The 25,730-nt window shown below is 67.9% G+C and carries 28 protein-coding genes; 11 read left to right on the forward strand and 17 right to left on the reverse strand.

The window, feature by feature from the left end; genetic code table 11:
• Nucleotides 1-3: 3 nt before the first annotated feature.
• The 4 genes from VK682_RS03355 to VK682_RS03370 all read left to right on the forward strand — a co-directional run bounded on the left by VK682_RS03355 (nucleotide 4) and on the right by VK682_RS03370 (nucleotide 3,549).
• A complete protein-coding gene (locus tag VK682_RS03355; RefSeq protein ID WP_324781446.1) occupies nucleotides 4-1,017 on the forward strand; it encodes an N-acetylglucosamine-6-phosphate deacetylase in 1,014 nt (337 codons plus the stop codon).
• Nucleotides 960-2,096, forward strand: coding sequence for a Gfo/Idh/MocA family protein (locus tag VK682_RS03360; protein ID WP_324781447.1), 1,137 nt, complete (start codon nucleotides 960-962; stop codon nucleotides 2,094-2,096). The genes VK682_RS03355 and VK682_RS03360 overlap by 58 nt, the downstream gene beginning before the upstream one ends.
• Nucleotides 2,097-2,207: 111 nt before the next feature.
• Nucleotides 2,208-2,669 carry an Rrf2 family transcriptional regulator gene (locus VK682_RS03365; RefSeq protein ID WP_324781448.1) on the forward strand — a complete coding sequence of 154 codons (462 nt, stop codon included), beginning with the start codon at nucleotides 2,208-2,210 and terminating at the stop codon, nucleotides 2,667-2,669.
• Nucleotides 2,659-3,549, forward strand: a complete 891-nt coding sequence (locus VK682_RS03370) for an NAD(P)/FAD-dependent oxidoreductase (RefSeq protein WP_324781449.1) — start codon at nucleotides 2,659-2,661, stop codon at nucleotides 3,547-3,549. Before VK682_RS03365 ends, VK682_RS03370 begins: the two co-directional genes overlap by 11 nt.
• Nucleotides 3,550-3,574: 25 nt before the next feature.
• On the opposite strand, the gene VK682_RS03375 is transcribed toward VK682_RS03370, so the two are convergent.
• Genes VK682_RS03375 through VK682_RS03395 form a run of 5 tightly spaced genes read right to left on the reverse strand, consistent with a single transcriptional unit; the run spans nucleotide 3,575 to nucleotide 8,105 of the window.
• Nucleotides 3,575-4,045: a 6,7-dimethyl-8-ribityllumazine synthase gene (locus VK682_RS03375; protein ID WP_089844866.1), complete on the reverse strand. Its 471-nt coding sequence runs from the start codon at nucleotides 4,043-4,045 to the stop codon at nucleotides 3,575-3,577.
• A gap of 23 nt (nucleotides 4,046-4,068) precedes the next feature.
• Complete coding sequence (locus VK682_RS03380; protein ID WP_324781450.1) at nucleotides 4,069-5,037, reverse strand: flavin reductase; 969 nt, start codon at nucleotides 5,035-5,037, stop codon at nucleotides 4,069-4,071.
• 22 nt (nucleotides 5,038-5,059) lie between these two features.
• Complete coding sequence (locus tag VK682_RS03385; RefSeq protein WP_230796240.1) at nucleotides 5,060-5,371, reverse strand: DUF4387 domain-containing protein; 312 nt, start codon at nucleotides 5,369-5,371, stop codon at nucleotides 5,060-5,062.
• Nucleotides 5,372-5,374: 3 nt separating this feature from the next.
• A complete protein-coding gene (locus tag VK682_RS03390; protein ID WP_230796238.1) occupies nucleotides 5,375-6,736 on the reverse strand; it encodes an acyclic terpene utilization AtuA family protein in 1,362 nt (453 codons plus the stop codon).
• Nucleotides 6,737-6,767: 31 nt separating this feature from the next.
• Nucleotides 6,768-8,105, reverse strand: a complete 1,338-nt coding sequence (locus VK682_RS03395; protein WP_324781451.1) for an LLM class flavin-dependent oxidoreductase — start codon at nucleotides 8,103-8,105, stop codon at nucleotides 6,768-6,770.
• Nucleotides 8,106-8,328: 223 nt separating this feature from the next.
• Here VK682_RS03395 and VK682_RS03400 point away from each other — a divergent pair, with 223 nt between their 5' ends.
• The gene (locus VK682_RS03400) at nucleotides 8,329-9,345 is read left to right on the forward strand and encodes a LacI family DNA-binding transcriptional regulator (RefSeq protein WP_230796235.1); all 1,017 of its coding nucleotides are present in this window, start codon (nucleotides 8,329-8,331) and stop codon (nucleotides 9,343-9,345) included.
• A gap of 13 nt (nucleotides 9,346-9,358) precedes the next feature.
• Here VK682_RS03400 and VK682_RS03405 read toward each other — a convergent pair whose 3' ends face one another.
• The 4 genes from VK682_RS03405 to VK682_RS03420 all read right to left on the reverse strand — a co-directional run bounded on the left by VK682_RS03405 (nucleotide 9,359) and on the right by VK682_RS03420 (nucleotide 13,258).
• Nucleotides 9,359-10,636: a TRAP transporter large permease gene (locus VK682_RS03405; protein ID WP_089844877.1), complete on the reverse strand. Its 1,278-nt coding sequence runs from the start codon at nucleotides 10,634-10,636 to the stop codon at nucleotides 9,359-9,361.
• Nucleotide 10,637: 1 nt separating this feature from the next.
• Complete coding sequence (locus VK682_RS03410) at nucleotides 10,638-11,126, reverse strand: TRAP transporter small permease (RefSeq protein WP_324781452.1); 489 nt, start codon at nucleotides 11,124-11,126, stop codon at nucleotides 10,638-10,640.
• 179 nt (nucleotides 11,127-11,305) lie between these two features.
• Nucleotides 11,306-12,295: a TRAP transporter substrate-binding protein gene (locus VK682_RS03415; protein ID WP_089844882.1), complete on the reverse strand. Its 990-nt coding sequence runs from the start codon at nucleotides 12,293-12,295 to the stop codon at nucleotides 11,306-11,308.
• Nucleotides 12,296-12,571: 276 nt separating this feature from the next.
• Nucleotides 12,572-13,258 (reverse strand): winged helix-turn-helix transcriptional regulator, encoded by a 687-nt coding sequence (locus VK682_RS03420; RefSeq protein ID WP_230796232.1) that lies wholly within the window; start codon nucleotides 13,256-13,258, stop codon nucleotides 12,572-12,574.
• A 68-nt stretch (nucleotides 13,259-13,326) separates the two neighbouring features.
• Here VK682_RS03420 and VK682_RS03425 point away from each other — a divergent pair, with 68 nt between their 5' ends.
• From VK682_RS03425 to VK682_RS03435, 3 genes are all read left to right on the forward strand, one after another.
• Complete coding sequence (locus VK682_RS03425; protein WP_324781453.1) at nucleotides 13,327-13,755, forward strand: VOC family protein; 429 nt, start codon at nucleotides 13,327-13,329, stop codon at nucleotides 13,753-13,755.
• Nucleotides 13,756-13,825: 70 nt separating this feature from the next.
• Entirely contained in the window at nucleotides 13,826-14,611 is a 786-nt protein-coding gene (locus VK682_RS03430) for a VOC family protein (protein WP_230796228.1), read from the forward strand.
• Nucleotides 14,612-14,621: 10 nt separating this feature from the next.
• Complete coding sequence (locus VK682_RS03435) at nucleotides 14,622-15,110, forward strand: VOC family protein (RefSeq protein ID WP_230796226.1); 489 nt, start codon at nucleotides 14,622-14,624, stop codon at nucleotides 15,108-15,110.
• Between the two features lie 18 nt (nucleotides 15,111-15,128).
• On the opposite strand, the gene VK682_RS03440 is transcribed toward VK682_RS03435, so the two are convergent.
• Together VK682_RS03440 and VK682_RS03445 are read right to left on the reverse strand one after the other, a co-directional pair.
• The gene (locus VK682_RS03440) at nucleotides 15,129-15,530 is read right to left on the reverse strand and encodes a DUF1398 domain-containing protein (protein ID WP_230796224.1); all 402 of its coding nucleotides are present in this window, start codon (nucleotides 15,528-15,530) and stop codon (nucleotides 15,129-15,131) included.
• A gap of 42 nt (nucleotides 15,531-15,572) precedes the next feature.
• Nucleotides 15,573-16,016 carry a MarR family winged helix-turn-helix transcriptional regulator gene (locus VK682_RS03445; RefSeq protein ID WP_324781454.1) on the reverse strand — a complete coding sequence of 148 codons (444 nt, stop codon included), beginning with the start codon at nucleotides 16,014-16,016 and terminating at the stop codon, nucleotides 15,573-15,575.
• Between the two features lie 144 nt (nucleotides 16,017-16,160).
• Here VK682_RS03445 and VK682_RS03450 point away from each other — a divergent pair, with 144 nt between their 5' ends.
• Entirely contained in the window at nucleotides 16,161-16,790 is a 630-nt protein-coding gene (locus VK682_RS03450; RefSeq protein WP_324781455.1) for a 5'-methylthioadenosine/S-adenosylhomocysteine nucleosidase, read from the forward strand.
• An 8-nt stretch (nucleotides 16,791-16,798) separates the two neighbouring features.
• Here VK682_RS03450 and ligD read toward each other — a convergent pair whose 3' ends face one another.
• The 3 genes from ligD to VK682_RS03465 form a co-directional block, all read right to left on the reverse strand.
• The gene (gene ligD, locus VK682_RS03455) at nucleotides 16,799-19,243 is read right to left on the reverse strand and encodes a DNA ligase D (RefSeq protein WP_324781456.1); all 2,445 of its coding nucleotides are present in this window, start codon (nucleotides 19,241-19,243) and stop codon (nucleotides 16,799-16,801) included.
• Entirely contained in the window at nucleotides 19,240-20,061 is an 822-nt protein-coding gene (gene ku, locus VK682_RS03460) for a non-homologous end joining protein Ku (protein ID WP_230796220.1), read from the reverse strand. The genes ligD and ku overlap by 4 nt, the downstream gene beginning before the upstream one ends.
• A gap of 111 nt (nucleotides 20,062-20,172) precedes the next feature.
• On the reverse strand, nucleotides 20,173-20,589 hold the full coding sequence (locus VK682_RS03465; RefSeq protein ID WP_230796219.1) for an ion channel: 417 nt from the start codon (nucleotides 20,587-20,589) through the stop codon (nucleotides 20,173-20,175).
• A 183-nt stretch (nucleotides 20,590-20,772) separates the two neighbouring features.
• Here VK682_RS03465 and VK682_RS03470 point away from each other — a divergent pair, with 183 nt between their 5' ends.
• Together VK682_RS03470 and VK682_RS03475 are read left to right on the forward strand one after the other, a co-directional pair.
• Complete coding sequence (locus tag VK682_RS03470; RefSeq protein WP_230796218.1) at nucleotides 20,773-21,162, forward strand: MbcA/ParS/Xre antitoxin family protein; 390 nt, start codon at nucleotides 20,773-20,775, stop codon at nucleotides 21,160-21,162.
• Nucleotides 21,159-21,860, forward strand: coding sequence for an RES family NAD+ phosphorylase (locus VK682_RS03475; RefSeq protein ID WP_230796216.1), 702 nt, complete (start codon nucleotides 21,159-21,161; stop codon nucleotides 21,858-21,860). The genes VK682_RS03470 and VK682_RS03475 overlap by 4 nt, the downstream gene beginning before the upstream one ends.
• Before the next feature lie 51 nt (nucleotides 21,861-21,911).
• On the opposite strand, the gene VK682_RS03480 is transcribed toward VK682_RS03475, so the two are convergent.
• The 3 genes from VK682_RS03480 to VK682_RS03490 are packed head-to-tail and all read right to left on the reverse strand — an operon-like array spanning nucleotide 21,912 to nucleotide 25,719.
• The gene (locus VK682_RS03480; protein WP_230796214.1) at nucleotides 21,912-24,239 is read right to left on the reverse strand and encodes a xanthine dehydrogenase family protein molybdopterin-binding subunit; all 2,328 of its coding nucleotides are present in this window, start codon (nucleotides 24,237-24,239) and stop codon (nucleotides 21,912-21,914) included.
• A complete protein-coding gene (locus VK682_RS03485; protein ID WP_230796213.1) occupies nucleotides 24,236-25,219 on the reverse strand; it encodes an FAD binding domain-containing protein in 984 nt (327 codons plus the stop codon). The genes VK682_RS03480 and VK682_RS03485 overlap by 4 nt, the downstream gene beginning before the upstream one ends.
• Nucleotides 25,216-25,719 (reverse strand): (2Fe-2S)-binding protein, encoded by a 504-nt coding sequence (locus VK682_RS03490; protein ID WP_324781457.1) that lies wholly within the window; start codon nucleotides 25,717-25,719, stop codon nucleotides 25,216-25,218. The genes VK682_RS03485 and VK682_RS03490 overlap by 4 nt, the downstream gene beginning before the upstream one ends.
• Nucleotides 25,720-25,730: the final 11 nt, after the last annotated feature.

Raw genomic sequence — 25,730 nt, forward strand, 5'->3', positions numbered from 1 at the left:
GCGGTGCGGACCGAGGGGCTTTTTGATCTGCAGGTGAACGGCTATGGCGGCGTCGATTTCAACGACGCCGCGCTGACCGCCGACCGTCTGGATCACGCGCTGGCGGCGATGCTGGACGATGGCGTGACCGGCTGTCTGCCCACGCTCATCACCGCCACGCCGGAGCAGCTGCGCGACCGCATCGCGGCGCTGGATGCCGCCGTGCAGGACAGCCGTCTGGGTCCGCTCATGGTGCCCGGCTATCACCTTGAAGGGCCGTTCCTGAACGCGGGCGAGGGCTATCACGGCTGCCACCCCGCCGCCGCGATGTCCGATCCCGACTGCGCGCTGGTGGCGGACCTGGAGGCGGGGCTGTCCCGGCCCATCCTGCTGCTGACGCTGGCGCCGGAACGTCCGGGCGCGCTGGACGCGATCCGGCACTGGGCGGCGGAGGGCAGGACGCTTGCCGTGGCCCATTCTGCGGCGGATTTTGCCTGCGTGCGCGCCGCCGCCGATGCCGGGCTGAGCCTTTCGACCCATCTGGGCAATGGCCTGCCGCAGATGCTGCCCAAGCTCGACAACACGCTGCTGGCGCAGCTGGCCGAACCCCGGCTTGCCGCCTGCCTGATCGCCGATGGCCACCACATCCCGCCCGAGGCGCTGCGCACGCTGATCGCGCTGAAAGGGCCGGAGCACTGCATCCTTGTCAGCGATGCGGTGGTGGCCGCCGGGATGCCGCCGGGAGATTACAGCTTTGCGGGCATGGGCGTGCGGCTGACCCCCGAAGGCCGCGTGGTGCAGCCTTCGGGCACGGGGCTCGCGGGGTCGGCGCTGCGGCTGGATCAGGCGGTGCGCAATCTGGTGGACTGGTCCATCGCCCCGCCCGAGATGGCGGCGGCCATGGCAGGATCCGCGCCGCGCGCCGCACTGCGCCGCACGTTCGACCGGCACGGCATCACGCTTGATCCCGGCGAGGTGACATGGTCCGACGCGCTGCGCCCGCGCATCAGCCGCAGGCCTGCGGTGCTGCGGCGATGAGCGGCGCGGCGCCCCGTCTGGGCGTGGTGGGCTGCGGCACCTATGGCCAGCAGATCCTGCGCTGCTTTGCCGCCGAGGCCCGGCGCGGGCGGGTCACGCTGGTGGCGCTCTGCGATCCCCACGCCGACCGCCGCGCCCGGGCGGAGGCGGAATTTGGTCTGCCCGGCTTTGCGGAGGCCGGGCAGATGATGCAGAACTGCGCGCTGGACGCGGTGGCGGTGGCCACACCCGACCATCTGCATGCCGGGGTGATCGAGACGGCGGCGCGCCATGGCCTGCATGTCATGGTTGAAAAACCGCTGGACGTGAATCTGGCCCGCGCCACAAGGCTCGCCGACAGCTTCGCCCGCGCTGACCGCATCCTTTATGTGGATCAGCACAAGCGGTTCGATCCCGGCCATATCCGCCTGCGGCAGGATCTGGCGGCGGGGGCCTTCGGGCGCCCGCTTTACGGCAGCGTGCATATGGAAGACCGGATCGAGGTGCCCGAGATCTGGCTGCGCGACTGGGTCGGGCACAGCTCACCTTCGTGGTTTCTGGGGGTCAATTTCTACGATCTGGTCACATGGCTGACCGGGCTCGCGCCGCGCCGGGTCTATGCCACCGGGCAGAAAGGCGTGCTGGAGCAGCGCGGCCTGCCCGGGATCTGGGACAGCGTTCAGGCCAAGGTGGACTATGACACCGGCTTTTCCATGCATTACGATCTGTCGTGGATCCTGCCCGCCTCCTTTCCCTCCATCGTCAATCAGGGCATCCGCATCGTCGGATCCGAAGGTCTGGCCGAGGTCGACAGCCAGCAGCGCGGCTATTTCGCCGCCCGCGCCGATGCCCCCGGAGCGCTGGAGGGGAACCCTTTCGGCGTTCTGGAACATGACCATCCGCTGTTTGGCCCCGTCACCGACGGTTATGTCTTCGAGGCGATCCGGCATTTTCTGGACGTGCTTGCAGCATGGCGGGACAGGGGCTCGGCCCGGGCGCTGGCCGGGCGCTATCCCGATGCCGCCTCCGCGCTGACGGCGATCCGTCTGGCCGAAGCGGTGGACCGCAGCCTTGCCAGCGGCGGCATCGAACCGGTCTGACCCCCGCCGCGCCTTGCGCACCCCCTAAAGTCATGGTGCCATCCGGGCGGGAGCGTGCCGCCCCGCAGATCGGTCTTGTGCCGCGCCGCGAATCGTAACATATAAAGTTACATGAAAAGAGACAGCCGCCTTTCCTCCGTCCTTCACGCGCTGCTGCATATGGCAGAGCACCGGGCGCCCATGACCTCGGACCAGCTGTCGCTCTGCCTCGGGACCAATCCGGTGGTGGTGCGGCGCAGCATGGGCTTCCTGCGCCGGGCCAAGATCGTGTGCTCTGACCGGGGCCATGCCGGGGGCTGGCGGATCTGTCGCGACCTTGCCACGATCACGCTGCGCGACCTTTATGCCGCGCTGGAAGAGCCGGAGGTCTTTGCCCTCGGCCATCGCAGCGAGGCGCCGGAATGCCTTGTGGAACAGGCAGTCAATGCCGCGCTGGATCAGGCCTTCGCCGAAGCCGAGGCGCTGCTGCTGCAGCGGATGGGAGAGGTCACGCTGGCCGATCTTGCAGAAGATTTCACCCGGCGCCATGCGGCCCGCAGCACCCGACAGGGGGAGCACACACATGACACATGATCTGATCGTCATCGGCGGCAGCTATGCCGGGATGGCGGCCGCGCTGCAGGTGCTGCGCGCGCGGCGGCGGGTGCTGGTGATCGACGCAGGGCTGCGCCGCAACCGCTTTGCCCGCCATGCGCAGGGCTTTCTGGGACAGGATGGCGTGCCGCCAGAGCAGATCGCCGCCGAGGCGCGCGCGCAGCTTATGGCTTATCCCGGCCTGACATGGCTGGAGGGCGAGGCGGTGGCGCTGCACGGCGCCCGCGATGCGTTCGAGGTCGTGCTGGGGCAGGGGCAGCGGGTCGCGGGGCGCCGGATCCTGTTTGCCACCGGGGTCCGCGACGCGCTGCCCGCGATCGAAGGGCTGGAGGATCGCTGGGGGCGGTCGGTGTTTCACTGCCCCTATTGCCACGGCTACGAGCTGGACGGCGGCGCCATCGGCGTGCTCGGCAGCAGCCCGATGTCGGTGCATCAGGCCGAACTGCTGGGCGACTGGGGCCCGGTCACCTTTGTGCCGAACGGCGCGGTGCCGCTGACCGAGGAGATCCGCGCGACCCTGTCGCAGCGGGGCGTCACGCTGGACGAGACGCCGGTCCTGCGGGTGGAGGGCGAGGCCGACCTGCGCCTTGCCGATGGCCGCCTCCTGTCCTTCGCGGGGCTTTTTGTCGTCACCACCGTATCGTCCGCAAGCCCGCTGCCGGAACAGATCGGCTGCGAGATCACGCAGACCGCCATGGGCAGCATCCTGCGCACCGACGGCTCCAAGCAGACCTCGATCCCCGGCATTTACGCCTGTGGCGACGTGGCCCACCTGCCGCATTCGGTGTCGCTGGCCGTGGGCGATGGCGCCATGGCCGGGGCGCAGGTGCATCGCTCGCTGGTCTGGCCCGACATGTGACGCCAGACCTGTGACCCCGCCCGGGTCAGGAGCGGACGAGGCCCATGGCGCGGATCGGCATGGCGGCCCGGGCAACGGACAGCGCCGCCTCTGCCGCCTCCATCCCCTTGATCCGGAAATGATTTTCGAAAAACCCGATGTGATCCGGGGTCGGCTGGAAATGATGCGGCGTCAGCGAGACCGACAGCACCGGCGTGCCGGTTTTCAGCTGCACCTCCATCAGGCCGGAAATCACGGCGGCGGCGACAAAATCGTGCCGGTAGATGCCGCCATCCACGACAAGGGCAGCGGCGACGATGGCATCGAACCCGCCCGCCTGCGCCAGACCCTGCGCGCGCAGCGGCAGCTCGAAGGCGCCGGGGACGTCGAACACCTCGACCGTCGCCTCCTGCGAGGTCTGGGCGAGCCGTTCGTGGAAGCCGTCAAGCGCGCGGTCCACGATGCTGGCATGCCAGTTGGCCTTGACGAAGGCGAAGCGGAACGGAGCGGCGGGCATGGGAATCTCCTTGTGCGAGGATGTTACGCGGGAAGGGCAGGGGGCCAGCCCCGGCTGTCCGAGCGGGCGAGCGCCCCAAGCAGGTCAAGCAGGACGCGCGCATCCTCTTCGGCGAGGCGGCCCAGCAGATCGGCTTCGGCGGCCCGGATCGCGGCCACCACCCGGATCAGGGTATCGCGCCCCGCTTCGGTCAGATGCAGCGCCGGATCGGGCGTGTCCGGCTGCGGATCCATGCGGACCAGCCCGCGTTCGGCCAGCGCCGCGCAGTCGCAGCGCCCCACCTCCGCCCCCCGCTGAGAGGCCAGCGGCAGGACATGGGCCAGCGGCAGGCCGTCGCGATGGCCCAGAAGCGTCAGCACCGCATAGTGCGGATCGGTCAGGTCCAGCTTCGCCCGCGCCTCGACAGAGGCGGCGCGCAACTCGTGAAAGCTGCGCGACAGCAGCCAGGCCAGATTGCCCGCGCCCAGCGTTTCGGGGCGTTCGGGCGCGGCGGGGGAGGCGCGCTGCCGCACCAGCCGCCCGTATCTGCCGCCATGGAACAGCAGCGGTGCTGCATCAGAGCGCTGAAATCCGCTGACCTCTCCGACAAAGATCACGTGATCGCCGCCGTCATAGCGATAGACGGTGCGGCATTCGAACCGTGCGGCGCAGTGCCGGAGCAGCGGAATGCCGTCCGCGCCGCGCTCGGTCTCGAGCCCGGCAAAGCGGTCGGCGGATTTGCCGGCAAAGCGCCCGGACAGCTCGTCCTGATCCGCCGCCAGCACATGCACCGCAAAATGCCGCGCCTCGGCAAAGGCGGCATGGCTGCTGGAACTGCGCGCGAGGCTCCACAGGATCATCGGCGGATCAAGCGAGACCGAGCTGAAGCTGTTGGCGGTGCGGCCGATATCCTCCCCGGCCGCACTGCGTGTCGTGACGATGGTCACGCCGGTGGCGAAACTGCCCATCGCGTCGCGAAGGGCGCGCTGCGGCGTGGCTTGCGGGTCGGCCATGGCAGTCTCTCCTGTGCTTCGGTCAGAGCGGGATGTCGATGTCGAGCACCGGCGCGTGCTGCTGGCAGCCATAGACATCGGTATCGCCGATATCTCCGGCGGGAACGGCGCGCGGGAAGGTGATCTTGAACGCCGCCGCCGGGTCATAGGGGGTAAAGAGGATGTCCGCCTCCGCCACGCCGTAAAGCTGCGCGAACAGCGCGGGCGTCAGCACCCCCGTCGCCTTCACGGCGCGATACATGTCGTGATCCTCGAACAGGATGTCGACCGTGACGTTGAAAGGCCCGGCATTCTTGCTTTTGCAGATCTGGGCGATGTCCTTGATAAGCGCCATGGCTTAGACCTTTTCATGTTCGATGGGGAACATCGCGCAGGGATCCTTCACCGCGACGGTGTGGAACACCGAAAAGCGGTACATGGCCCCCATGGCGATGTCGGAGGGGCTGAACGGGAAGGCCATGTTGCCCTCCTTGCAGAGCCGCCCCGGGAAATCCGCGTGCAGCAGCGAGGTGCGGGCCATGGCCAGCACGGCATCCGCGATTTCCTGCGTGTCGGCGACCACCTCGACCACGAAGCCCAGTTCATGCGCGGCGCTGTCCTGCTTCGGCTCCCACGGGCCCATGACGCCGTTCTTGCCATAGGCATGCACGATCATGCGATAGGTGCCGGGCGCCACGCCGAAGCTTTCCGCCTTGGCCGCCACCTTGGCCCGGTGGGTGTCCAGATAGCTGTCGATCTGGCCGATCAGCACCGGGTCGCGCGTGCCGCAGATGGTGATGGCGCGGTATCCGGCAAGCTCGACGCCCTCAAGCTTCACGGTATACTGCTCTGCCGGGGTCCATGTCATGCCGTCGATCTTCACCGCGCGGTCGCTCACGGCGGTGAAGCGGCAGGCGGAGGTGTCAAGCAGCCCGCCCGGTTCGGTGTGATGAATGGGGCTCGCGTTTTCATGCAGGGCGAAGTTCGACACGGCCAGCGGGGTAGAGCGGCGGATCGGGTTCGGCGGCTCGCAGATGACGTGATCGTCGCGCACCCGCAGGAAGATGCAGTCCGGTTCTTTCGGCACGCTGGGTTCGGCGCCGCATTCCAGCATCTTGCCTGCATACCACGACGGCGCCGGGGCCATGCCCGCGCGGATCGCCGGGGCCGCCCATTGCGCGGGATCGCTGCTGCGCCCGGTCAGGATCACCTGCGCGCCTTCGTCCAGCGCCTTGGCGATGGGTTCGGGCCCCATCATGCCGACGATGCGGGTGGCGCGGCGGATCGTCGCCTCGTCCAGCGGCGGCATCTTCACCAAGGGCGCGGTCAGCCCCTGCGCCACCCAGTCCACCAGCGCATCGGCGGGCTGTTCGGAATGGATCAGCGCCATGTTGAAATGCAGCCCCTCCTCGCGCGCGATCTCGCGCACCAGCGCGGCGGTGTCCTGCAGATGCGGCTCGCCGCCCGCGCCGCCGGAGGTGCCGATGATGCAGGGGATCCCAGCCTCCACCGCCGCCATCAGCATCAGCCGCAGGTCGCGCTTCACCGACAGGCGCGAGCAGAACGAGGTGCCCGATCCAAGGTAATGCGGGCCGGGATCGGTGCTGCCGCCATCGCAGCCGATCACATGCGGCTGCCATGACATGCCGATTTTCAGCGATTCCTCGGCATAGCCATAGCCAAGGATGCCGCTCGTCGAGAGCATTCGAAATTCGTCCAAGATTGTCTCCTCCTGCAACGCGGTCCGGGGCTCAGAGCGCCGGAAGTCCAAGATTTTCGCGCAGCGTCGTGCCGGCGTAGTCCTTGTGGTAGACGCCGCGGCGCTGAAGTTCGGGCACCACGAAGCGGGTGAAATCCTCGAACGCGCCGGGGGTGTGGGTGGCGGCCAGCACGAAACCGTCGCAGGCGCGGGCCTCGAACCAGTCCTGCATCTGGTCGGCGACTTCAGTGGGCGTGCCGCAGAAGATCGGAAATTCCGCGATGGTGCCGCGCTTCGAGAATTCGACAAAATCGCCGACGGTGGGGTTCTCCTTGCCGCTCAGCGCCACGACCCGCTCGCGGAAGCCGGTCCACGAGATTTTCGCCAGCTCTTCCTCGGTGAACTCATCCTCCAGCGACTTGCTGCCGAAGTCGAAATTCAGCGCCTCCGACAGCAGGCAAAGCGCGTCGATGGGCTTGGCGAGGTTCAGGATGAAATCGCGCTTCTGCTCGGCGATCTCGCGGGTTTCGCCCACGCAGACATAGCAGGCGGGGCAGATCGCCACCTCGTCGGGGTTGCGCCCGGCCTTGGCCACCTCTTCCTTCACGGCGGCATACTGTTTCTGGCCCAGCTCCTTGTTGGGATAGACCACGAAGATCAGGTTGCCCCATTTGCCCGCGAATTCGCGCCCGCGCCCGCTTTGGCCGGCCTGAATCAGCACCGGCTGGCCCTGAGGGGAGCGCGGCACCGGCAGCGGACCCTTGCAGCTGAAATACTTGCCCTTGTGATCCAGCCTGCGGACCTTGTCCGGATCGGCGAAGCGCCCGCCTTCCTTGTCGAGCACGATGGCGTCATCGTCCCAGCTGTTCCAGAGCCCGGTCACCACATCCAGAAACTCGTCGGCGCGGTCATAGCGTTCGGCATGGGCCAGATGGCCCGCGCGTCCGAAATTCGCCGCCTCGCTGTCATTGAGCGAGGTCACGACGTTCCATGCGGCGCGGCCCCCGGTCATCAGATCCAGCGTGCCGAACAGCCGCGCGACGTGGAAGGGTTCGTAATAGGTGGTGGAATAGGTGATCCCCAGCCCGATGCGGCTGGTGGCCATGCCGATGGCGGTGATGATCGACACCGGATCCATCTTCACCACGCGCACGCCGTTTTCCACCGCCTCGCGGTGGTCGTCGTTGTAGATGTCGGGCATGGCCAGCCGGTCGTCAAAAAACGCGAGGTGGAACTTGCCCTCCTCCAGAACCCGGCCCACGCGCTGGAAATAGTCGGGGGTCAGAAAATCGGTCGCCCCCGCAGGATGACGCCAAGACCCCGGCGCGATCGAGCAGTTCTGAGCCTGCAGGAATCCCACCATCTTCATCTGTCTGCCGGTCGCGGCCATATGTCCTGATCCTCCCTTGATTGCGGCGGTGCGCCGCGTAAGTTGCGCACACGTTTGCGCACTGTGTTCAAGCAATCCGACTGGTGTATAAAAGTCAAGGCTCGGTTATGGGATTTGGCGGTCGAAATGCGGCGCGCGCGGTGCTGCGGCCATCGCCGGAGGGGAGAAGACGTTTGAAACGCAAAGCTTTGCAGCACCCCGCAGGCAGTTCCGGGCTGCCCGGATGAGCCGCTCTGACGAGGAGGGCGGCACCCGCAGGCCCACCGTGGTCACGCTGTCGAAGCTGGCGGGGGTCGCGCCGTCGACGGTGACCCGGGCGCTGCGCGGCGATTCCCGCATCTCCAAAAAGACCCGCGACCGGATCCTCGCGCTGGCCAAGGGCGCGGGCTACACGCCCAACATCATGGCGCGCACCCTGTCCTCGGGGCGCAACGGGCTTTACGGGCTGGTGCTTGGCCCGCAGGACAACCCGTTTTACGCCCATATCCTGTATGAAGCGACAGCCCAGGCCGAAGACCTTGGGTTCCGGCTGCTCATCATCCATGCCGGGCCCGGCCCGATCGAGGAAAGCACCGCGCAGGCGCTGCTGAACTATCAGGTGAATGGCTGCCTGATCTCCTCCGCCATGCTGTCTTCGCAGGCGGGGCGCATCTGCGAGGAGAACCGGGTGCCGCTGGTGATGGTCAACCGCGTCGCCTATCAGCAGGGCTGTGCGGTGACCTGCGACAATCGCGGCGGCGGGGCCGAACTGGCGCGCCATCTGCTGTCCCGGGGGCGGCGCAGCTTCGGCATCATCCGCACCTCGAACTTCAGCTCCACCGCGCGCGACCGCGAGGAGGGCTTCGCCGGGGCGCTGGCCGAGGCGGGGCTGGAGGTGATGCTGCGCTATGACGGCAAGTCGAATTATGACGGCGGGTTTGCGGCGGGCGAAGAGATCGCAAGACTGCCCGACAGCCAGCGTCCGGATGCGTTTTTTGCCCTCAGCGACATCATGGCGATGGGGCTGATGGACGGGCTGCGGCTGAACGGCCTGCGCGTGCCGGAGGATGTGGCGGTGGTGGGCTTTGACGGGCTGCCGCAGGCGGCGCGGCGCATCTATGACCTGACGACCATCGAACAGCCGCTGACGCTGATGCTGCGCCGCGCCTTCCAGATGGTGGAGGCGCGGATGGAGGATCGCAGCCTGCCGGAAGAGGTGGTCACTCTTCGCGGCAGGCTGATCGCGCGCGCCAGCGGGTAGCGCGCGCGCAGGCTCAGCTGGCGAAAGGCAGCCAGAGCACGATGGCCGGGAAGGCGTAAAGCACCCCCACCATGGCCAGCATGATCAGCGCATAGGGCACGACGCCAAGGATCACCTCCTTGAGATCGGCGCGGGCCACGGACTGGATGACGAAGAGGTTCATCCCCACCGGGGGCGAGATCAGCGCCAGTTCGATCATCAGCACGAAGAAGATGCCGAACCAGATCGGGTCGATGCCATGCACGCCAAGCGAGGGCAGCAGGACGGGGAGCACGATGAGGATCATGGCGATCCCTTCAAGGAACAGCCCCAGCACGATCAGCAGCAGCATGACCACAAGGATGAACATGCCCGCCGAGGTGATGTTGGCGGCGATCCATGTCGAGATGTCGAAGGGAATCCGGTAAAGCAGGATCGCCTTGCCGAAGACATTGGCGCCCCCCACGATCAGCAGCAGGTTGGCCGTAGTGGTCCCCGACTGGACCACGGCACCGCGCAGGCCGCGCATGTCCAGCGACCGGCGCAGGAACATCACGTAGATCACCGTCATCGCAAGGCCCACGGCGGCGGATTCCGTCGGCGTGAAGATGCCCGCATAGATGCCGCCGATCATGGTCAGCGCGATGGCCACGGTAGGCAGCGCCTTGAGCGAGACACGCCAGCGCGAGCCCAGTTCGGCGGCGGAATCCTCGTGCACCGGCGCGCCGCCCATGAAGGACTTGATCACGCAATAGACCAGAAAGGCCCCCACCAGAACGATGCCCGGCCCCACACCGGCCAAGAACATGGCGGCGGTCGACTGTTCGGTGACGGCGGCATAGACGATCAGCGGAATGGAAGGCGGGATCAGGATGCCCAGCGTCGCCCCTGCCGCCAGCGTGCCCATGACAAAGCGCTGGTTGTAGCCGCGGCGGGTCATCTCGGGAATGGCGACGGTGCCGATCATCGCCGCCACGGCCACGGATGAGCCCGAGATCGCGGCGAAGATCGCACAGCTGAGGATGGTGGAGACGGCAACGCCGCCCCGGATGCCGCCGACCCAGCGCTGCACCGCGTCGAACAGATCGCGCGCCACGCCCGCCCGCAGCAGGATGTTCGAGGTCAGCAGGAAGATCGGCACGGCAAGCAGGATGAAGCTGTTGAAAGATCCCAGAAATTCCTCCGGGATACCTGCCAGCGGGATGCCCTTGAAGAGATAGAGCGCGGCCCCCATCAGGGTCAGCGCAAGCCCCACCGGCACACCGGCAAAAAGGCAGGCGAACAGGGCCGTAAGAATGGCGACGGTCTGCATGTCAGATTTCCTCTTGGCCGAAGCCGGGCTTGAGACGGTGGCCGGTCAGCAGCATCGCCCCGATTTCGGCCAGCGCCTGCAGCAGGAACAGCACGAAGCCCAGAACGATCGGCAGGTAGAAGATCCAGTAGGGCAGCGACAGCGTGGTGTTGGTGCGCCGGTTGACCGAGATGGTCTGGATCATCGACTCGATGCCGTACCATGCGATCACCCCTGCCAGCAGCGTGAAAAGCACAAAGATCACAAGCTCTTGCACGAACCGCGCCCGCGGGCCAAGCGCTTGGGAGACGATGGTGATGGTGATCAGCTGACGGCGGCTGAGGCAGGTGGCGAGGATCAGGAACGTGCCCCAGACCATGCCGAGCCGCGACATCTCTTCGACCCAGTGGGTCGGGCTGTTGAACACGTAGCGCGAGACCACTTCGTAGACCACGCAGACGCCGATGATGAAATAGATCCACGATCCGATCTCGCCGGCGGTGTGGGACACCCGTTCGCACAGGCGCAGGAGTCGCGGGTGCGGACCGGTGGGAGGGGAATGGGGGTCGGTGGGCATGGGCTGCTCGCTTGGAAAAGGGAAGGGAGCCGCGCTGCACCCGGTGCGCGCTGGTCCCCGGCAGCCACGGGGGCGCCGGGGACAGGGCTGCAGCAGGCGCGCCGTGCGGCGTGTTACTGGATCTTCTCGGCTTCCTCGAAGACCGTAACGGAGACGGGATCGGCGCCTTCGACAAACTGCCGGGCGATCGGGGCGGTGGCCTCTTTCCACGCGGCCTTTTCTTCGGGCGTCAGTTCGACGACCTCCATCTTGCCGTCCAGCTCTGCCTTGACCTCGTCGACCACGGCAAAGACCTCGTCCAGCAGCTTGCCTTCCAGATCCTGACCAACCTCGCGGAAGACCTCCTGATGCTCGGGCGACAGGCTTTCCCATGTGCTCTGCTTCATCAGGGCGAAATGGGTTTCATACATGTGGTCGGTGGTGACCACATATTGCGCCACGTCATAAAGCCTGCGTCCGGTGATCGAACTCCAGCCGGTGAGCCCGCCATCGACCAGCCCGCGCTGCAGCGCAAGGAACTGCTCGCCCCCGCTGGTCACGACCGGGGCCGCACCAACGGATTCGATGAATTCGCTGACGGTGGCGCCGAAGCTGCGGATCTTCTTGCCCTGCATCTGGTCGGGGGTGCGCACCGGATCGTCGCGCATCACCATGGCGATGGCGCCATAGGGAATCCAGAACACGGCGTTCAGGCCGACATTGCGGATTTCGGCATCAAGCGTGTCCCGGATGGGCGTGCCGACGCTGACGGAATTGTCCAGCTTCTCGCGCGTGTCGAAATAGAACGGCACCGCAAAGATGTTGAGCGCGGGAATGGTCCCGGCAAGGATCGAGGCGGAGCCAACACCAATATCGACGATGCCGCTGGCCACGGCCTGATCCATCTGCTGGTCGGTGACCAGCGACTGCGCCGGGTAAATCTCGAACGCGATGTCGCCGCCGGTCCGTTCGGTGACCTGATCGGCGAATTCGGCGATGCTGACCGTCAGGTAATGATCCTGCGGCACGCTGGTCGCGATGCGCAGGGTCCGCTCCTGCGCCCATGCAGCCGTCGATCCGACCGCAAGCACAAGGGCAGCCCCCAAGGTGACATGAGTTTTCATTTTTCCTCCTCCGTTGTTGGTGGTCCGAAGTCCCGTGCGCAGCGTCTGGCCGCGCGCCGGGTCTCCCCTCCCGGGCGAAAACGGCTGGCATTTATGCAAGCGTTTGCGCACTTCGATCAGAGAAGAAAAAGTTACATCCGTCAACCCGGTTTATGGGGGAGGCGGCGAAGTTCTTGTGGCAGCCCCCGCCCTGCCGCGCCGCTGGCAGGGGCCGCAGCGCCGGCAGTCCCGCCACGGTGACCGCCGCATAGGGCGGGCCACGCGGCAGGGGGCGGCTCAATCCGTGACGGGCTGGGGCAGGTGGAACAGGTCGACAAAGCGGCGCAGCAGATCCGGATCGCCAAGGCAGCGCACCCCCGCCTGATCCGGCGGAACCTTGCCGTAGACCATCGCCGCAAGCGCGGGCGCGGCAGGCGCCTCGATCCGCAGGTCGGGCGAGGCCGCAGCGCCCCGCTCCACCGGCATGGCCCCCCCGGCCAGCCGCGCGGTGAACTGCATGCGGTCGATCTCGAACACCACCGTCGCCGTCAGGGCCCGCGCCGCCGCACCGTCAAGCATGGTGCGCAGCGACAGCATGAAGGCGGCAGGGGAAAGCGGCAGCGTCGGGTCATGCAGCGGCGAGGCGGCGGCCCAGCGGCCCAGATCCTGAATGATGGGCTCGGCGGCGTAGCCCCATGCGGTCAGCCCGTAAAGCTGCGCGGGGGCGGGGTCAGGGGCCGCGTGACGGCGCAGCACGCCGCTCGCCTCCAGCCCCGACAGCCGTTCGGTCAGCACCTTGGCGCTGAGGCCGGGCAGCTGCGCGCGGATGTCGCTGAAGCGGCGCGGCCCGAACATCAGTTCGCGCACGATCAGCAGCGACCAGCGTTCTCCAAGGACTTCCAGCCCGAAGGCCGTGCCGCAGGCATCACCATACCAGCGGCCATGGGGGGTTTTCGCCTGCTCAGTTTCTTTTTGTAACTTCATGGTTGCTTTTTGTAATCGACTCCGCCTAGCCTGTCCATATCGAAACCGTGGCGTGCCCGGAGGCCAACATGTCGAGACTGATTTTCGTGAACCTGCCCGTGACCGATGTGGCGCGCGCCACCGCTTTTTACGAAGCCATCGGCTTCGAGAAGATCGCGGCCTTTTCCAACGAACAGGCCAGCGCGATGCGCTGGTCCGATGCGATCCATGTGATGCTGCTCGATCAGGCCTATTACGCCACCTTCACCTCCAAGCGCATCATCGATGCCAAGACGGAAAGCGGGGCGCTGCTCTGTCTGTCCTTCGACAGCCGCGAGGCGGTGGACAGCATCCATCAGCGCGCCGCCGCCGCAGGCGGGCACGTGACGCGCCCGATCGAGGATCAGGGCTTCATGTATGGCGGCGCCTTCGACGATCCCGATGGCCATGGCTGGGAAACGGTCTGGATGTCCCCCGCCGCCATGGAAAACGGCCCGGAGGCAGCGCAGGCCAAGTGATCCCGCCCTCCGCCCCGGCGGGCGGCTGACGTCCCGAGCCAAGACCCCGATCCCACAGGAAGGACCGATCATGCGCAACGAACACGGCGATTTCATCTGGTATGAACTGGTGACCGACGATGCCCCCGCCGCGACGGCGTTCTACAGCCGGATCGTGGGCTGGCGCACGTCCCCCGCCGATGCCTCGGCGGCGGAGGGCTACCAGCTGTTCCGGGCAGACGGCCCGCCCGTCTGCGGCCTGCTGCCCCTGACCCAGCAGATGCGGGCCTCGGGCGCCCGGCCCGCCTGGCTGGGTTATATCGGTGTTTCGGATGTCGACGCCACCGCCGAGGCCGTCCGCCACGCGGGGGGCGCGGTGCTGATGCCGCCGGTCACGATGGAGGGCGTCGGGCGGCTGGCGCTGGTGCAGGATCCGCAGGGACTGCCCTTCTACATCATGCGCGGCGCGGTCGACATGCCCAGCCAGTCCTTCGCGCAGGACGCCCCGCGCGACGGGCATTGCGCATGGAACGAACTGGCCACCCCCGATCCGGAGGGCGCGCTGGCCTTTTACGGCAGCTGCTTCGGCTGGGAGGTCGCGGACAGCCTCGATATGGGGCCGATGGGCGCCTACCGCATGCTGCGCAACCCGCCGCACCGGACCCTGCTGGGCGCGGTGATGAAGGCGCAGGAGGCGCCGCCGGGCTGGAGCTTTTACATGCGTGTCCCCGACATCGATGCCGCCGCTGCCGCAATCGCCGCGCAGGGGGGCAGCCTTTTGATGCCGCCCGGCGAAATCCCCGGCGGCGAATTCACCCTTGCCGCCCGCGACCCACAAGGCGCCGCGTTTGCGCTTATCGGCCCCCGGATGGCCTGAGGAGAAAGCCATGACCCAGCCGAAAGCCGCCGTCTTTCTGTGGTTCGACAGCGACGCCGAGGAGGCGGCGCGGTTCTATGCCGCGACCTTCCCCGAAAGCGCCATCACCCAGATCATCCGCATCCCCGAAGGCCATCCCACCGCCGCGCCGGGGTCGGTGCAGGTGGTGGAGATGGTGCTGCTTGGCCTGCCCTATGTGCTGCTGAACACTGGGCGGCCGATGCCACCCAATGACGCCTATTCGCTGCAGGTCTATACCGAGGATCAGGCCGAGACCGACCAGCTCTGGGATGCGATCCTCAGCGATGGCGGTGCCCCGATCATGTGCGGCTGGTGCAAGGACCGCTGGGGATACCGCTGGCAGATCACCCCGCGGATCCTGATGGCGTCGCTGTCGCATCCGGATCCCGCCGCCTCGGCCCGGGCGCAGGCCGCGATGATGCAGATGCAGAAAATCGACATCGCGGGGATCGAGGCGGCGCTTGCGGGCGCGTCCTGATCCCGCGCGCGCCCCCGGTCAGTCCGGGAACAGCTCCACATGGGTTTCGGCGGTGCGCCCGAAATAGACCACGCGGCGCCCGGGGAAGGACACCAGATAGCCCGCGCAGCCCGCAGCCTTGGCCCGTGCGGAAAAGCGGGCATAGCTGTAACCGTCAGGCTGCGCCTGCGCCCAGCGGACAAGGCGGGCCATCTCGGCGGCGTCAAAGCGCGGCGCGACCGGCGCCTCCGGCTGGTCCATGGCCAGCACAAGGCTGTCGCCCTCGGGCAGATAGAAGGTCTGGCTGGTGCGGCGGTAATCCACCATGTAGCCGTCAAATCCGGCGGCGATCAGCCTGCCGGTGATGTCGGGAAAGCTCAGGCTGCCATCATGGGCGGCCTTCAGGCAGGTTTCGGCAACGGCACTCCGGTCCGCATCCATGGCGGGTCCTTTCGGTCTGGGGTGGGGGGCAGATCCGGCGGGTCAGTCCACCGGCGGTTTCGTCAGGCCCCGGCGTTCGGCAAGGGCTCGCAGGATCCGGTCAAGCGCGTCACGCTCCTCCGCGGTCAGCACGCCGAAATGCGCGGCGTCATTCTCGTCGGCGAGCCGCGCCAGCACGGGCAGCTTCGCCCGCCCTTCCGGCGTCAGCGTCAGGCTCTGACCGCGCCCGCCGGTGGCCGAGCGGCGCAGCAGCCCTTTCGCCACCAGCCGGTCGGCCAGCTTGCTGATCGCGCCGCGCGTCATGCCCATCCTGTCCGCCAGCGCGGTCGGAGAGGTGCCGTCCTCGCCATAGACAGCCCGCAGAAACGCCCATTCCGCAACCGTCACCCCCTCTGCCGTGACCTTGCGGGCAAACTCCTGCGACACCGCATTGGACACCATGCGCAGCCAGTATCCGGTGTGGTCGGTCAGGTCAGAAAGGGGCATCGCGACTCGCTTCATCTTGTTGACTAGGAAACTAACCCGCGCGTGTTTCCTAGTCATCATGAAGGAGCGCGCCACGGACCGCAGCCCGGATGCCTTGACCGCGCGCAGGGGGGCGTGTCACCTCGGACCAGCAACGGAGAGATCATGACGCAGAGCACAGATATGGTGGCCGGGATGCCGGTCCTGTTCGTGATGGCCGCCGAGGCGGAATATGGCCCGGCGCTGCGCGCCCGGATCACGCCGCTGATGACCGGCGTCGGCCCGGTGGAAGCGGCGGTGGTGCTGACCGCGACGCTGGCGGCGCTGCCGCGGCCGCCGCGCCTGATCGTCTCGCTGGGGTCGGCAGGCTCGCGCCATCTGGAGCAGGGGCAGGTCTATCAGGTCTCCGCCGTGGCCTATCGCGACATGGATGCCTCTGCGCTGGGGTTCGAGCGGGGGCGCACGCCGTTTCTGGACCTGCCCGCGCGGGTCGACCTGCCGCACCGGCTTCCCGGTCTTGCCGCCGCCAGCCTGTCCACCGGGGCGAATATCGTCAGTGGTCCCGCCTATGAGGCCATCGCCGAGGAGATGGTGGATATGGAAACCTTTGCCCATCTGCGCGCGGCGCAGCGTTTCGGCATTCCGCTGATGGGGCTGCGCGGCATCTCTGACGGCGCCGAAGAACTGCGGCACCTGTCCGACTGGACGCAGTATCTGCACGAGATCGACCTGCGGCTGGCCGAGGCGGTGGATCTGCTGCGCGACACCATCGCCGCAGGCGGGCTGCGGCCCTGATCCCGCGCCTAGCGCTGCGACCAGTCCTCCAGTGCTGCGACCACGCCCGCGCCGATGCCATGCGGCTTGGCCGTCAAGAGCGGGCAGGGGGAGGACAGCCGGTCCCGCGCATCGTCCATGTGAAAGCCGTCGGCGCGGTCCAGACCGGCCAGCTCTGACCAGCTGACCGGCAGGGCCACGGCGGCCCCGGGCCGGGCACGCAGGGCGTAGGGCGCGATGGCGGTGGCGCCGCGTTCGTTGCGCAGCCAGTCGATGAAGATGCGGCCCTTGCGCTTGGCCTTGGACATGGTCGCGGTATAGCGGTCGGGATGGCGTTCGGCGAGGATGCGGGCGAAGGTCTGCGCAAACCCCTTCACCGTGTCCCAGCCCGCGACGCGGCGCAGCGGCACCACCACATGCACGCCCTTGCCGCCCGTCACCATCGGCGCGCTGTCGAGCCCCACCGCCGCCAGCCCCTCGCGCAGGTCCGTGGCTGCGGCGACCACATCGGCGAATCCCAGCGACGGGTCGGGATCAAGGTCAAAGACCAGCCGGTCGGGCCGCTCCAGCCGGTCGCGGCGCGCGCCCCACAGGTGGACTTCCAGCGCCCCCATCTGCGCGGCCCCGACCAGCCCTTCGGCTGTGGTCACATACATGTAATCGGCGGTCGTGCCGTCCTTTTCGCGGATCGGCACCGGCTTCACGGCATCGGGAAAGCCCTTGCCGGCATGCCGCTGGAAAAAGCACTCCGCGCCGATGCCATCGGGACAGCGCAGCAGCGACAGGGGCCGGTCCGCCGCGTGCTGCAGCATCCGGTCGGCGATGTCGGCATAATACTGCGCCACCTCGCCCTTGATGACGCCCGCCCCGGGATAGACCACGCGCCCGGCGCTGGACACGCGCAGGCCCGCGATGCTGCGGGTTTCCGTCTGGCTGTCGGCTTCGGCTTCGGCTTCAGCCATGGCGCTGACCTCCTCTGCTGGCTTGTCCTCGCGCAGCCCCCGGAACACGCCGTGGCGCAGACGGCCCTCGCCGGTGAAATCGGCATAGGACACCTCCACCACCAGCCGGGGGGTGATCCAGCGCGCGCCGCGCGCCTCCTCCGGCAGGGTGCCGTCAAAGGGCGTGGTCTTGCGCGAAATCGGCGCCATGGCCGCCGTCAGCGCCTCAAGATCCCGTTCGGTGAAGCCCGAGCCGACCCGCCCGCGATAGACCAGCGCGCCATCCTCGTAACTGCCGAGGATCAAAGAGGAAAACGCCCGCCCGCGCTTGTCCGACGGCGACCAGCCCGCCACCACGAATTCGGCGCGGCGCAGACATTTCGACTTGATCCAGCTGCCGCTCCGCCCGCCGCGATAGGGCGCATCCAGCCGTTTTGACACCACGCCCTCGCCGCCCGCCGCGCAGACCGCAGCCAGCGCCGCCGCGCCATCTCCCGCCAGCACCGGGCTCAGCCGCAAGGGGCCGCGCGGGGGCAGCGGCTGCATCAGCCCCTCCAGCGCGCGGCGCCGGTCCGACAGCGGCCGGGTGGTCAGGTCGGCACCATCCAGCGACAGGCAGTCAAAGGCGTAATAGGTCAGCGGCGCGCCCGACCTCAGCGCCTCCTGCAGGGCGCCAAAATCGCCGCCATGACCCGCAACCACCTCGCCATCGATCAGCGCCGCCGCGCAGGGCAGGGTGGCGGCAGGGGCGCAGAGCGCGCCGAAGCGGTCCGACCAGTCCTTGCCGTTCCGGGTGTAAAGCCGCACGCCGCCCTTGCCGACCGCCATCAGGCAGCGGTAGCCGTCGAACTTCGCTTCGTGCTGCCAGCCCTCGCCCGAAGGCGGCGCGTCCTTCAGCGTGGCCAGCTGCACCGCGCGGAACCGGGGCGCGGGCTTGGTATGACGGGCCTCAGCGGGGGGCTGCGCCTGCGCGATGGCCCGCATGGCGCGCCCGGTGGTGACGCTGGTCCGGTGGCGACGGGTAAGCCCGTCCGGACTGCGCCCGGCGAAGCGGTCGCGTTCCTTGATCAGCAGCCAGTTCTCGGCCCGCTCGCGCGGCTTGCCCCGCATCCGCACCAGCGTCCAGCCGCCCTTCATCCGCGCGCCATGCAGGCGGAATTTCAGCTTGCCCGCCGCAAGCCCTTCGTCCGGATCGCCAAGCGGCTCCCACCAGCCGCTGTCCCACAGCATCACCGTGCCGCCGCCATACTGGGATTCGGGAATGGTGCCCTCGAAAGCGCCATAGGCCAGCGGGTGATCTTCGGTGCGCACCGACAGGCGCTTCTGCCCCGGATCCGCCGAAGGCCCCTTGGTGACCGCCCAGGACAGCAGCACGCCCTGCCATTCCAGCCGGAAATCGTAATGCAGGCGGCTGGCGTCATGCTTCTGCACGACAAAGGAAAGCTGCGGGCTCCCGGCCTCCGCCAGGTCGGCGCGGGGTTCGGGCGTCGCCGCAAAATCGCGCTTCGCCTCATAGGTCTCCAGCGATCTCATGACGCTTTCTTGCGGCGCGCGCCGCCCCGGCTGTCCTTGAGGCTTTTCTTCAGCGCATCCATCAGATCGACGACGTTTTCACCCTCGCCACCCTTGTCCTTGTCATCCGCCTTGGCGCGGGGCGTCTTGCGGGATCTGCGCTTGCGATCGATCAGATCCTGCAGCGCCGAGGCATAATGATCCTCAAACGCGGTGGCATCAAACGGCGCCGTCTTCTTTTCGATCAGCTGTGTCGCGACCTCCAGCAGCTCGTCGTCAGAGGCGGCATCGGCGATGCCTGAAAACATCGGATCCGCCGCGCGCAGGTCTTCCTTGTAATGCAGCGTCTCCATCAGCAGCCCGTCGCCGCAAGGCCGGATGGCACACAGATGCTCGCGCCCTCGCATGGTCAGCTGCCCGAGCCCGCATTTGCGGGTCTTGCGCAGCGCGTCGCGCACCACGCGATAGGCGTCTTCGGCCAGCTCGTCCGTGGGCACGACGTAATAGGGCCGGTCAAACCAGATCGGCGCGATCTCGGAGCTTTCGACGAACTGCACCAGCTCCAGCGTCTTTTTGGTGTCTAGCTTGATGGCGTCGATCTCGTCCGGGTCCAGCAGGATATACTCGCCCTTGTCGGTCTCGTATCCCTTGAGGATGTCGGCGCTGTCGACCGGGCCCACGCCCTCCACCGTCTTCTGGTAGCGCACCGGCTTGCCGGACGGCCCGTGGATCTGTCGAAAGGACACCCGCGCGCCGGAATTGCGGGCAGAGTAGATCTCGACCGGGATCGACACCAGCGACAGGCGCAGCTGGCCTTTCCAAAGCGCTCTTGGGGCCATGTTCACGTCCTTTCCCCAGGCGGGGCCGGGCGCACCCGGCCAGACACCTGTTCCAGACGTGAACCCGCAACCCGGCAGAAGGTTTCCGAAACCCTGCGGCGCGGGCGCGCGCTATTCGCGCCACGCCCGTTCGCTGACGGTGTAAAGAAAGGTCGCCGACCATGTCAGCACCATGAAGCCGCCCAGCGACTGCATCATGCTGACAAGGCGGATCGGGCCGCTGGTTTCGATCTGCGTATAGCCCAGCGTGGCGAAATTCATCCCAGAAAAATAGACAAGCTGCTCCCAGTCCATCTCCTGCCCGGTGCCGATGCCGCCAAGCGCGCCCCAGTGCAGCAGGCCGCGATAGATCGCGGCAAAGGCCACGATTTCCAGCATATGCAGCGCCAGCAGCCCCAGAAACGCGATGGCGATGGCGCGCTGCGGCGCCTCGTTCGGGTTCGGTTTCAGCGCGCGCACACCCCGCAGGCCAAACTGATGCGCAATCCCAAGCGCCGCAACAAGCAGGAAGCCGATGATGAGTGCCATGTCCAATCCTTTCGCGCGGGGCTGCCGCTGCGCCCCTAGCGGGTCGGCGTCGGGCAGGTCAACCGTAGGGCTGTCGCGTAGAGCGTTGCAGGGGTGGGAGGCGACGGCCTCAAACCGGCACACAGACCATATGGACTTTACTTTACGGCCATATGGCCTATGTTTGCCCCAAAGGAGATCAAGATGCAGCTTGTCGCCGAAACCCGCGATTCCGCCCGGATCACTGCCGTCGCGCTCAAGGCCTATGCGCGCATCGTCGAAGCTTGGGCGCTGAGCCTGAAAGAGGCGGCGGCGCTGGCGGACATGTCCGAAAGCACGTGGAAGCGCGCCAGAAAGCCCGATTTTGCCGGCGAGTTGACCAAGGACCAGCTGCTGCGGCTTAGCGCGGTGGTGGGCATCTACAAATCGTTGGAGCTTTACTTTTCCGACCCGCTTGCCCGGACATGGATCACCCGGCCCAACACCGGCCCGCTTTTTGGCGGGGCACGCCCGCTCGACAGCGCGATCGAAGGCGGCCTGCCGCAGATCCTTGCGATCCGGACCTATCTGGATGCCCTGCGGGGCGGCGCATGACGCAGACCCAGATTTCGGACCGCGGGCTTGTCCGCCTGCTGCCCGCGACCCATCACAAGCCGCCCGCGCTGCGCGGTCTGGTCGATAGTGATGACGAACTGGCGATCCTTGCCGAAATCGAAGGCATGACCAGCGGGCGGCTGCAGGCCGAGCGGGGCCGCAACCCGCATCTTGACCCGCGCGAACTGGCATGGCGGCGGCGCAGCCAAGACCTGCGCATCTATGGCGACACCCATGTCAACGCCGCCTTCACCTATACCCGGGCGGGCGGCAACCGCTTCAACAGCGAAGAGCGCGGCGCATGGTATTGCGCGTGGGATGTCATGGTGTCCGTCAGCGAGGTCGCGTGGCACCGCACGCGGGAGCTGACCTATACCGGCAGCCTGCGGGACAGCGCCCGCTATGTGGAACTGCTGGCGGATTTTATCGGCGGGTTCAAGGACATCACCGCCGAACCCGGCCATCCGGCGCTGCATCCCGACCCCGCGATCGGCTATCCCGAGGGCCAGAGCCTTGCGCAGCATCTGCGGCGGCAGGGCGCGCGCGGGCTGATCTATCCCTCCGTGCGCGCGCCCGCACCGGGTGGCACCTGTCTGGTCTGTTTCGAACCCCAGGCCATCCAGAACGTGCGGCCCGGGGCGTCATGGGATCTCGTCTGGGACGGCACGCCGGACTATTCGATCATCGCCGTCGCCTGAGGCTCCGGCCCCGGCAGCGGCATTCCCTTGCGCCTGCGCAGGGGAGGGCGCTCAAGCGCCCTCCTCCTCCAGCAGCTTGTCCAGCGTCAGCGGCAGATCCCGCAGGCGCGTTCCGGTGGCGTTGAACACCGCGTTGGCGATGGCGGCGGCGACCCCGGTGATGGCGATCTCGCCGATGCCCCGGGCGCCAAGCGGCGATCTGGGATCGGGAAGGCCGGTCCAGCGCACATCGATCTCGGGAATGTCGAGATGGGCGGGAATGTGGTAATCGGCAAGGCCCGCATTCATGATCCGCCCGCTGCGCTCGTCAAACAGCACCTCCTCGCTTAGCGCCATGCCAAGCCCCATGATCATCCCGCCGCGCAGCTGGCTGGCGGCGGTGCGGGGGTTGAGGATGGTGCCCACATCAAAGACGCCCAACAGCCGGGTGATGCGGATCTCGCCGGTCACCGCGCTGACCCGCAGGTCGCAGAAATTGGCGGACTGGCTTTGCATCGCATATTTGAACATCTCCAGCGGGGCTGCGGCGCTTTCGGTCACCGTGATGTCCTCGCGCCCCGCCCGGGACAGGATCGCGTCAAAGCTGTCGCGGCGCGTGGGATCGGCAAGGCTGACCAGCCCGCCCTCCTGCAGCCGCACCTCGCCCGCGCGCAACCCGGCCAGCGGGCTGGCATTGCCCGCAAGCCGCAGCAGTTCGCCGGTCAGCTTGGTTGCGGCAGCGGCCACCGCCGCCACAATCGATACGGTCTGCCCCGATCCCCCGGCCATCGGCGCGGGCGGAAGGTCTGAATCCCCCATCTCGAAACTGACCGCCGCCAGCGGCAGGCCAAGCCGGTCGGCGGCGTGCTGGCTCTGCACCGTGGCGGTGCCCATGCCCATGTCCTGCGCCGAACAGGCAACGCTGGCCCGCCCGTCACGGGTCAGGCGGATGCGGACGGCACCTGCAGGCATCCGGACATAGGGAAAGCTCCCCGTCGCACAGCCCATCCCCAGCAGCCATTCGCCCTCGCGCCGGGATCGCGGCGTGGCGCTGCGCGCGGCCCAGCCGAACGCCTCCGCCCCCTGACGGTAGGCTTCGGCCAGCGCCCGCTGCGAAAAGGGGATGCCGCTGAGCGGGTGAACCTCGGGATCGTTGCGCAGCCGCAGCTCGATCGGGTCCATGCTCATCTGATGCGCCAGCTCGTCCACGGCGCTTTCCAGCGCAAAGCTGCCCACGGCTTCGCCCGGCGCGCGCATGTAGGTGTTCGGCACCACGTCAAGGTCGAGATGTTTCTGCCCGAACCGGACGTTCTGCGCCCGATAGAGCGCACGGCTGCCCAGCGTATACTGCTCGGGGCAGGCGCCATAGGGGGGCATGACCGAATAGCCGGTATGGATCAGCGCCGTGAACCGGCCCCCGGCCTCCGCCGCAAGTGCCACGCGCTGTTCGGTCGGGCTGCGGCCACCGACCATGCGGAACACCGCCTCGCGGCTCAGCACCAGCCGCACCGGACGGCGGACCAGCCGGGCGGCGGCAACCGCCAGCACGTGATGGTCCCAGAACCCCTTGGCGCCAAAGCCGCCCCCGACAAAGGGCGACAGCACGCGCACATCCTCGCGCCTGATGTCGAAAAGCTTGGCCAGCGCCGCCGCCGTTGGGGCGATGGCCTGCGTCGCGTCATGCAGCACCAGCCTGTCGCCGGTCCAGGCGGCGGTCACCGCATGCGGCTCGATGGCGGCGTGGTTGTGGCCCGGGGTGGTGTAAATGGCATCGACCTGAAACGCGGCCTGCCGCAGCGCCGCCTCGGCATCGCCGACCGCCTCCTCGTTCCGCTCCACAAGGATGGAGGCGGGGGTGCGCGCCTGCGGTTTGGCTGCGTCGAACCGGGTGCGGGCGGGGGCCTCGTCATAGCTGATGTCGATCAGGCTTGCGGCAAAATCGGCCTGCTGCGGGGTCTCGGCAAGGACAAGCGCCACGACCTGCCCGTTATAGCGGATTTCAGGATCCTGCAGGATCGGCAGCGCGCTGTTGCCGACCGCCGTCATGTTGGTGATGCTGATCAGCGGCACGGGCTCCAGGCGCGGCATGGTGCGGTGCGTCAGCACCAGAACCACGCCCGGAGCCGCCTCTGCCGCGCGGGTGTCGAGCGTGGCGATGCGCCCGCGCGCGACCGGGCTGTGGACCAGCGCGGCATGGCAGAGCTGCTCCAGCGGCACCTCGGCGGCAAAGCGCGCGGCCCCGGTTACCTTCAGCGGGCCGTCGAGATGGCCAAGCTGCCGCCCGACCTCGCCATGTCGCCCGATCAGCGGATCGGGCGACCCGCCCGGCAGCCAGCGTTCCGGCAGCCAGCCGACCACGGTGCGGACGGAGCCGATGACGGCGTTCTGAACCCGGCTCATGCGGCATCTCCGATCAGATCGGCCAGAACCGCCATGGCGGTGCGGCTGGCAAGTGGCAGTTTGAAGGCGTTTCCGTCCAGCGGCTTGGCCTCGGCAAAGTCCAGCGCCAGCGCTGCCGCGATGGCCTGCGGCGTGGCGGGGGCGCCGCGCAGCGCCTCTTCGGCCCGCAGGGCACGCCATGGCTTGGGCGCGATGCCGCCAAAGGCCAGCCGGATGTCGGTCAGCGTGCCCCGGTCAACCGTGACGCAGGCCGCGACCGAGACCAGCGCAAAGGCATAGCTCGCCCGGTCCCGCACCTTGCGATAGGCGGACCGCATCGCGGCGGGCGGGGGCGGCAGTTCAAGGGCGGTGATGATCTCGCCGGGCTGCAGGACAGTGTCCAGATGCGGCGCATCGCCGGGCAGGCGGTGAAATTCCACCAGCGGCACCACCCGCAGACCGGCGGCATTGGCAAGGTGGACCTGCGCGTCCAGCGCGGCAAGGGCCACGCACATGTCCGAAGGATGGGTGGCGATGCAGGCGGAGGACCCGCCAAGGATGGCGTGATAGCGGCTGAAGCCGCCCTGCGCGTCGCAGCCGCTGCCGGGGCTGCGCTTGTTGCAGCCACGGGTGGCGGCATCGGTGAAATAGGCGCAGCGGGTGCGCTGCATGATGTTGCCCGCCACCGTCGCCATGTTGCGGATCTGCGCCGAGGCCCCGGCAAGCACCGCGCGCGACAGCACCGGATACTCGCGGCGCACCGCAGGATGCCCCGCCAGCGCGGCGTTGCGGACGGCGCCGCCGATCATCAGCCCGCCCTGCGGCGTCGGGCGGATGTCATCCGACAGGCCGGTCACATCGACCAGCCTCTCCGGCTGCTCCACCCCCCGGCGCATCAGGTCGACAAGGTTGGTCCCGCCCCCCAGCAGACGGTGCCCGGATGCGGCGGCGGCGGTGGCCTGTTCTGCGGTGCCGGCGCGGCTGTAGCTGAAGGGGATCATGCCGCGCGCTCCTCTGCCACCTGCAGGATCGCCGCGACGATCCCGGGATGGGCGCCGCAGCGGCAGAGATTGCCGCTCATCCTTTCGCGGATTTCCTCGGCGCTGAGCGGGGCCGGGGCCGTGATGTCAGCGGTGACATAGCTGGGCAGCCCCTCCGCCAGTTCGCGCAGCAGCGCCTCGGCGGCGCAGATCTGGCCGGGCGTGCAGTAACCGCACTGAAACCCGTCCTGCGCGATGAAGGCCGCCTGCAGCGGGTGAAGCTGGTCTGCCTCCGCCAGCCCTTCGATGGTGGTGACCCGGCGGCCTTCGGCCTGCACGGCCAGCGTCAGGCAGGACAGCACGCGCGCGCCGTCCAGCAGCACGGTGCAGGCGCCGCAGCCGCCCTGATTGCAGCCGATCTTGGTCCCGGTGAGGTTCAGGTCGTCGCGCAGCAGATCGGCCAGCGACACGCGCGGGTCGTCCGGAAGCGCTACGTCTCTGCCGTTGATGGAAATGGCCATGTCTTCATCCC

Source organism: Salipiger marinus (assembly GCF_035481585.1).
GTDB classification, from domain to species: Bacteria; Pseudomonadota; Alphaproteobacteria; order Rhodobacterales; family Rhodobacteraceae; genus Salipiger; species Salipiger marinus.

Excerpts from the sequence above, each read along its gene's own strand:
- VK682_RS03360 (WP_324781447.1), top strand. The coding sequence starts at position 960 with ATGGTCCGACGCGCTGCGCCCGCGCATCAGCCGCAGGCCTGCGGTGCT.
- VK682_RS03365 (WP_324781448.1), top strand. The coding sequence starts at position 2,208 with ATGAAAAGAGACAGCCGCCTTTCCTCCGTCCTTCACGCGCTGCTGCAT.
- VK682_RS03370 (WP_324781449.1), top strand. The coding sequence starts at position 2,659 with ATGACACATGATCTGATCGTCATCGGCGGCAGCTATGCCGGGATGGCG.
- VK682_RS03375 (WP_089844866.1), bottom strand. The coding sequence starts at position 4,045 with ATGCCCGCCGCTCCGTTCCGCTTCGCCTTCGTCAAGGCCAACTGGCAT.
- VK682_RS03380 (WP_324781450.1), bottom strand. The coding sequence starts at position 5,037 with ATGGCCGACCCGCAAGCCACGCCGCAGCGCGCCCTTCGCGACGCGATG.
- VK682_RS03385 (WP_230796240.1), bottom strand. The coding sequence starts at position 5,371 with ATGGCGCTTATCAAGGACATCGCCCAGATCTGCAAAAGCAAGAATGCC.
- VK682_RS03395 (WP_324781451.1), bottom strand. The coding sequence starts at position 8,105 with ATGGCCGCGACCGGCAGACAGATGAAGATGGTGGGATTCCTGCAGGCT.
- VK682_RS03400 (WP_230796235.1), top strand. The coding sequence starts at position 8,329 with ATGAGCCGCTCTGACGAGGAGGGCGGCACCCGCAGGCCCACCGTGGTC.
- VK682_RS03405 (WP_089844877.1), bottom strand. The coding sequence starts at position 10,636 with ATGCAGACCGTCGCCATTCTTACGGCCCTGTTCGCCTGCCTTTTTGCC.
- VK682_RS03415 (WP_089844882.1), bottom strand. The coding sequence starts at position 12,295 with ATGAAAACTCATGTCACCTTGGGGGCTGCCCTTGTGCTTGCGGTCGGA.
- VK682_RS03420 (WP_230796232.1), bottom strand. The coding sequence starts at position 13,258 with ATGAAGTTACAAAAAGAAACTGAGCAGGCGAAAACCCCCCATGGCCGC.
- VK682_RS03425 (WP_324781453.1), top strand. The coding sequence starts at position 13,327 with ATGTCGAGACTGATTTTCGTGAACCTGCCCGTGACCGATGTGGCGCGC.
- VK682_RS03430 (WP_230796228.1), top strand. The coding sequence starts at position 13,826 with ATGCGCAACGAACACGGCGATTTCATCTGGTATGAACTGGTGACCGAC.
- VK682_RS03435 (WP_230796226.1), top strand. The coding sequence starts at position 14,622 with ATGACCCAGCCGAAAGCCGCCGTCTTTCTGTGGTTCGACAGCGACGCC.
- VK682_RS03440 (WP_230796224.1), bottom strand. The coding sequence starts at position 15,530 with ATGGATGCGGACCGGAGTGCCGTTGCCGAAACCTGCCTGAAGGCCGCC.
- VK682_RS03445 (WP_324781454.1), bottom strand. The coding sequence starts at position 16,016 with ATGCCCCTTTCTGACCTGACCGACCACACCGGATACTGGCTGCGCATG.
- VK682_RS03450 (WP_324781455.1), top strand. The coding sequence starts at position 16,161 with ATGACGCAGAGCACAGATATGGTGGCCGGGATGCCGGTCCTGTTCGTG.
- ligD (WP_324781456.1), bottom strand. The coding sequence starts at position 19,243 with ATGAGATCGCTGGAGACCTATGAGGCGAAGCGCGATTTTGCGGCGACG.
- ku (WP_230796220.1), bottom strand. The coding sequence starts at position 20,061 with ATGGCCCCAAGAGCGCTTTGGAAAGGCCAGCTGCGCCTGTCGCTGGTG.
- VK682_RS03465 (WP_230796219.1), bottom strand. The coding sequence starts at position 20,589 with ATGGCACTCATCATCGGCTTCCTGCTTGTTGCGGCGCTTGGGATTGCG.
- VK682_RS03470 (WP_230796218.1), top strand. The coding sequence starts at position 20,773 with ATGCAGCTTGTCGCCGAAACCCGCGATTCCGCCCGGATCACTGCCGTC.
- VK682_RS03475 (WP_230796216.1), top strand. The coding sequence starts at position 21,159 with ATGACGCAGACCCAGATTTCGGACCGCGGGCTTGTCCGCCTGCTGCCC.
- VK682_RS03480 (WP_230796214.1), bottom strand. The coding sequence starts at position 24,239 with ATGAGCCGGGTTCAGAACGCCGTCATCGGCTCCGTCCGCACCGTGGTC.
- VK682_RS03485 (WP_230796213.1), bottom strand. The coding sequence starts at position 25,219 with ATGATCCCCTTCAGCTACAGCCGCGCCGGCACCGCAGAACAGGCCACC.
- VK682_RS03490 (WP_324781457.1), bottom strand. The coding sequence starts at position 25,719 with ATGGCCATTTCCATCAACGGCAGAGACGTAGCGCTTCCGGACGACCCG.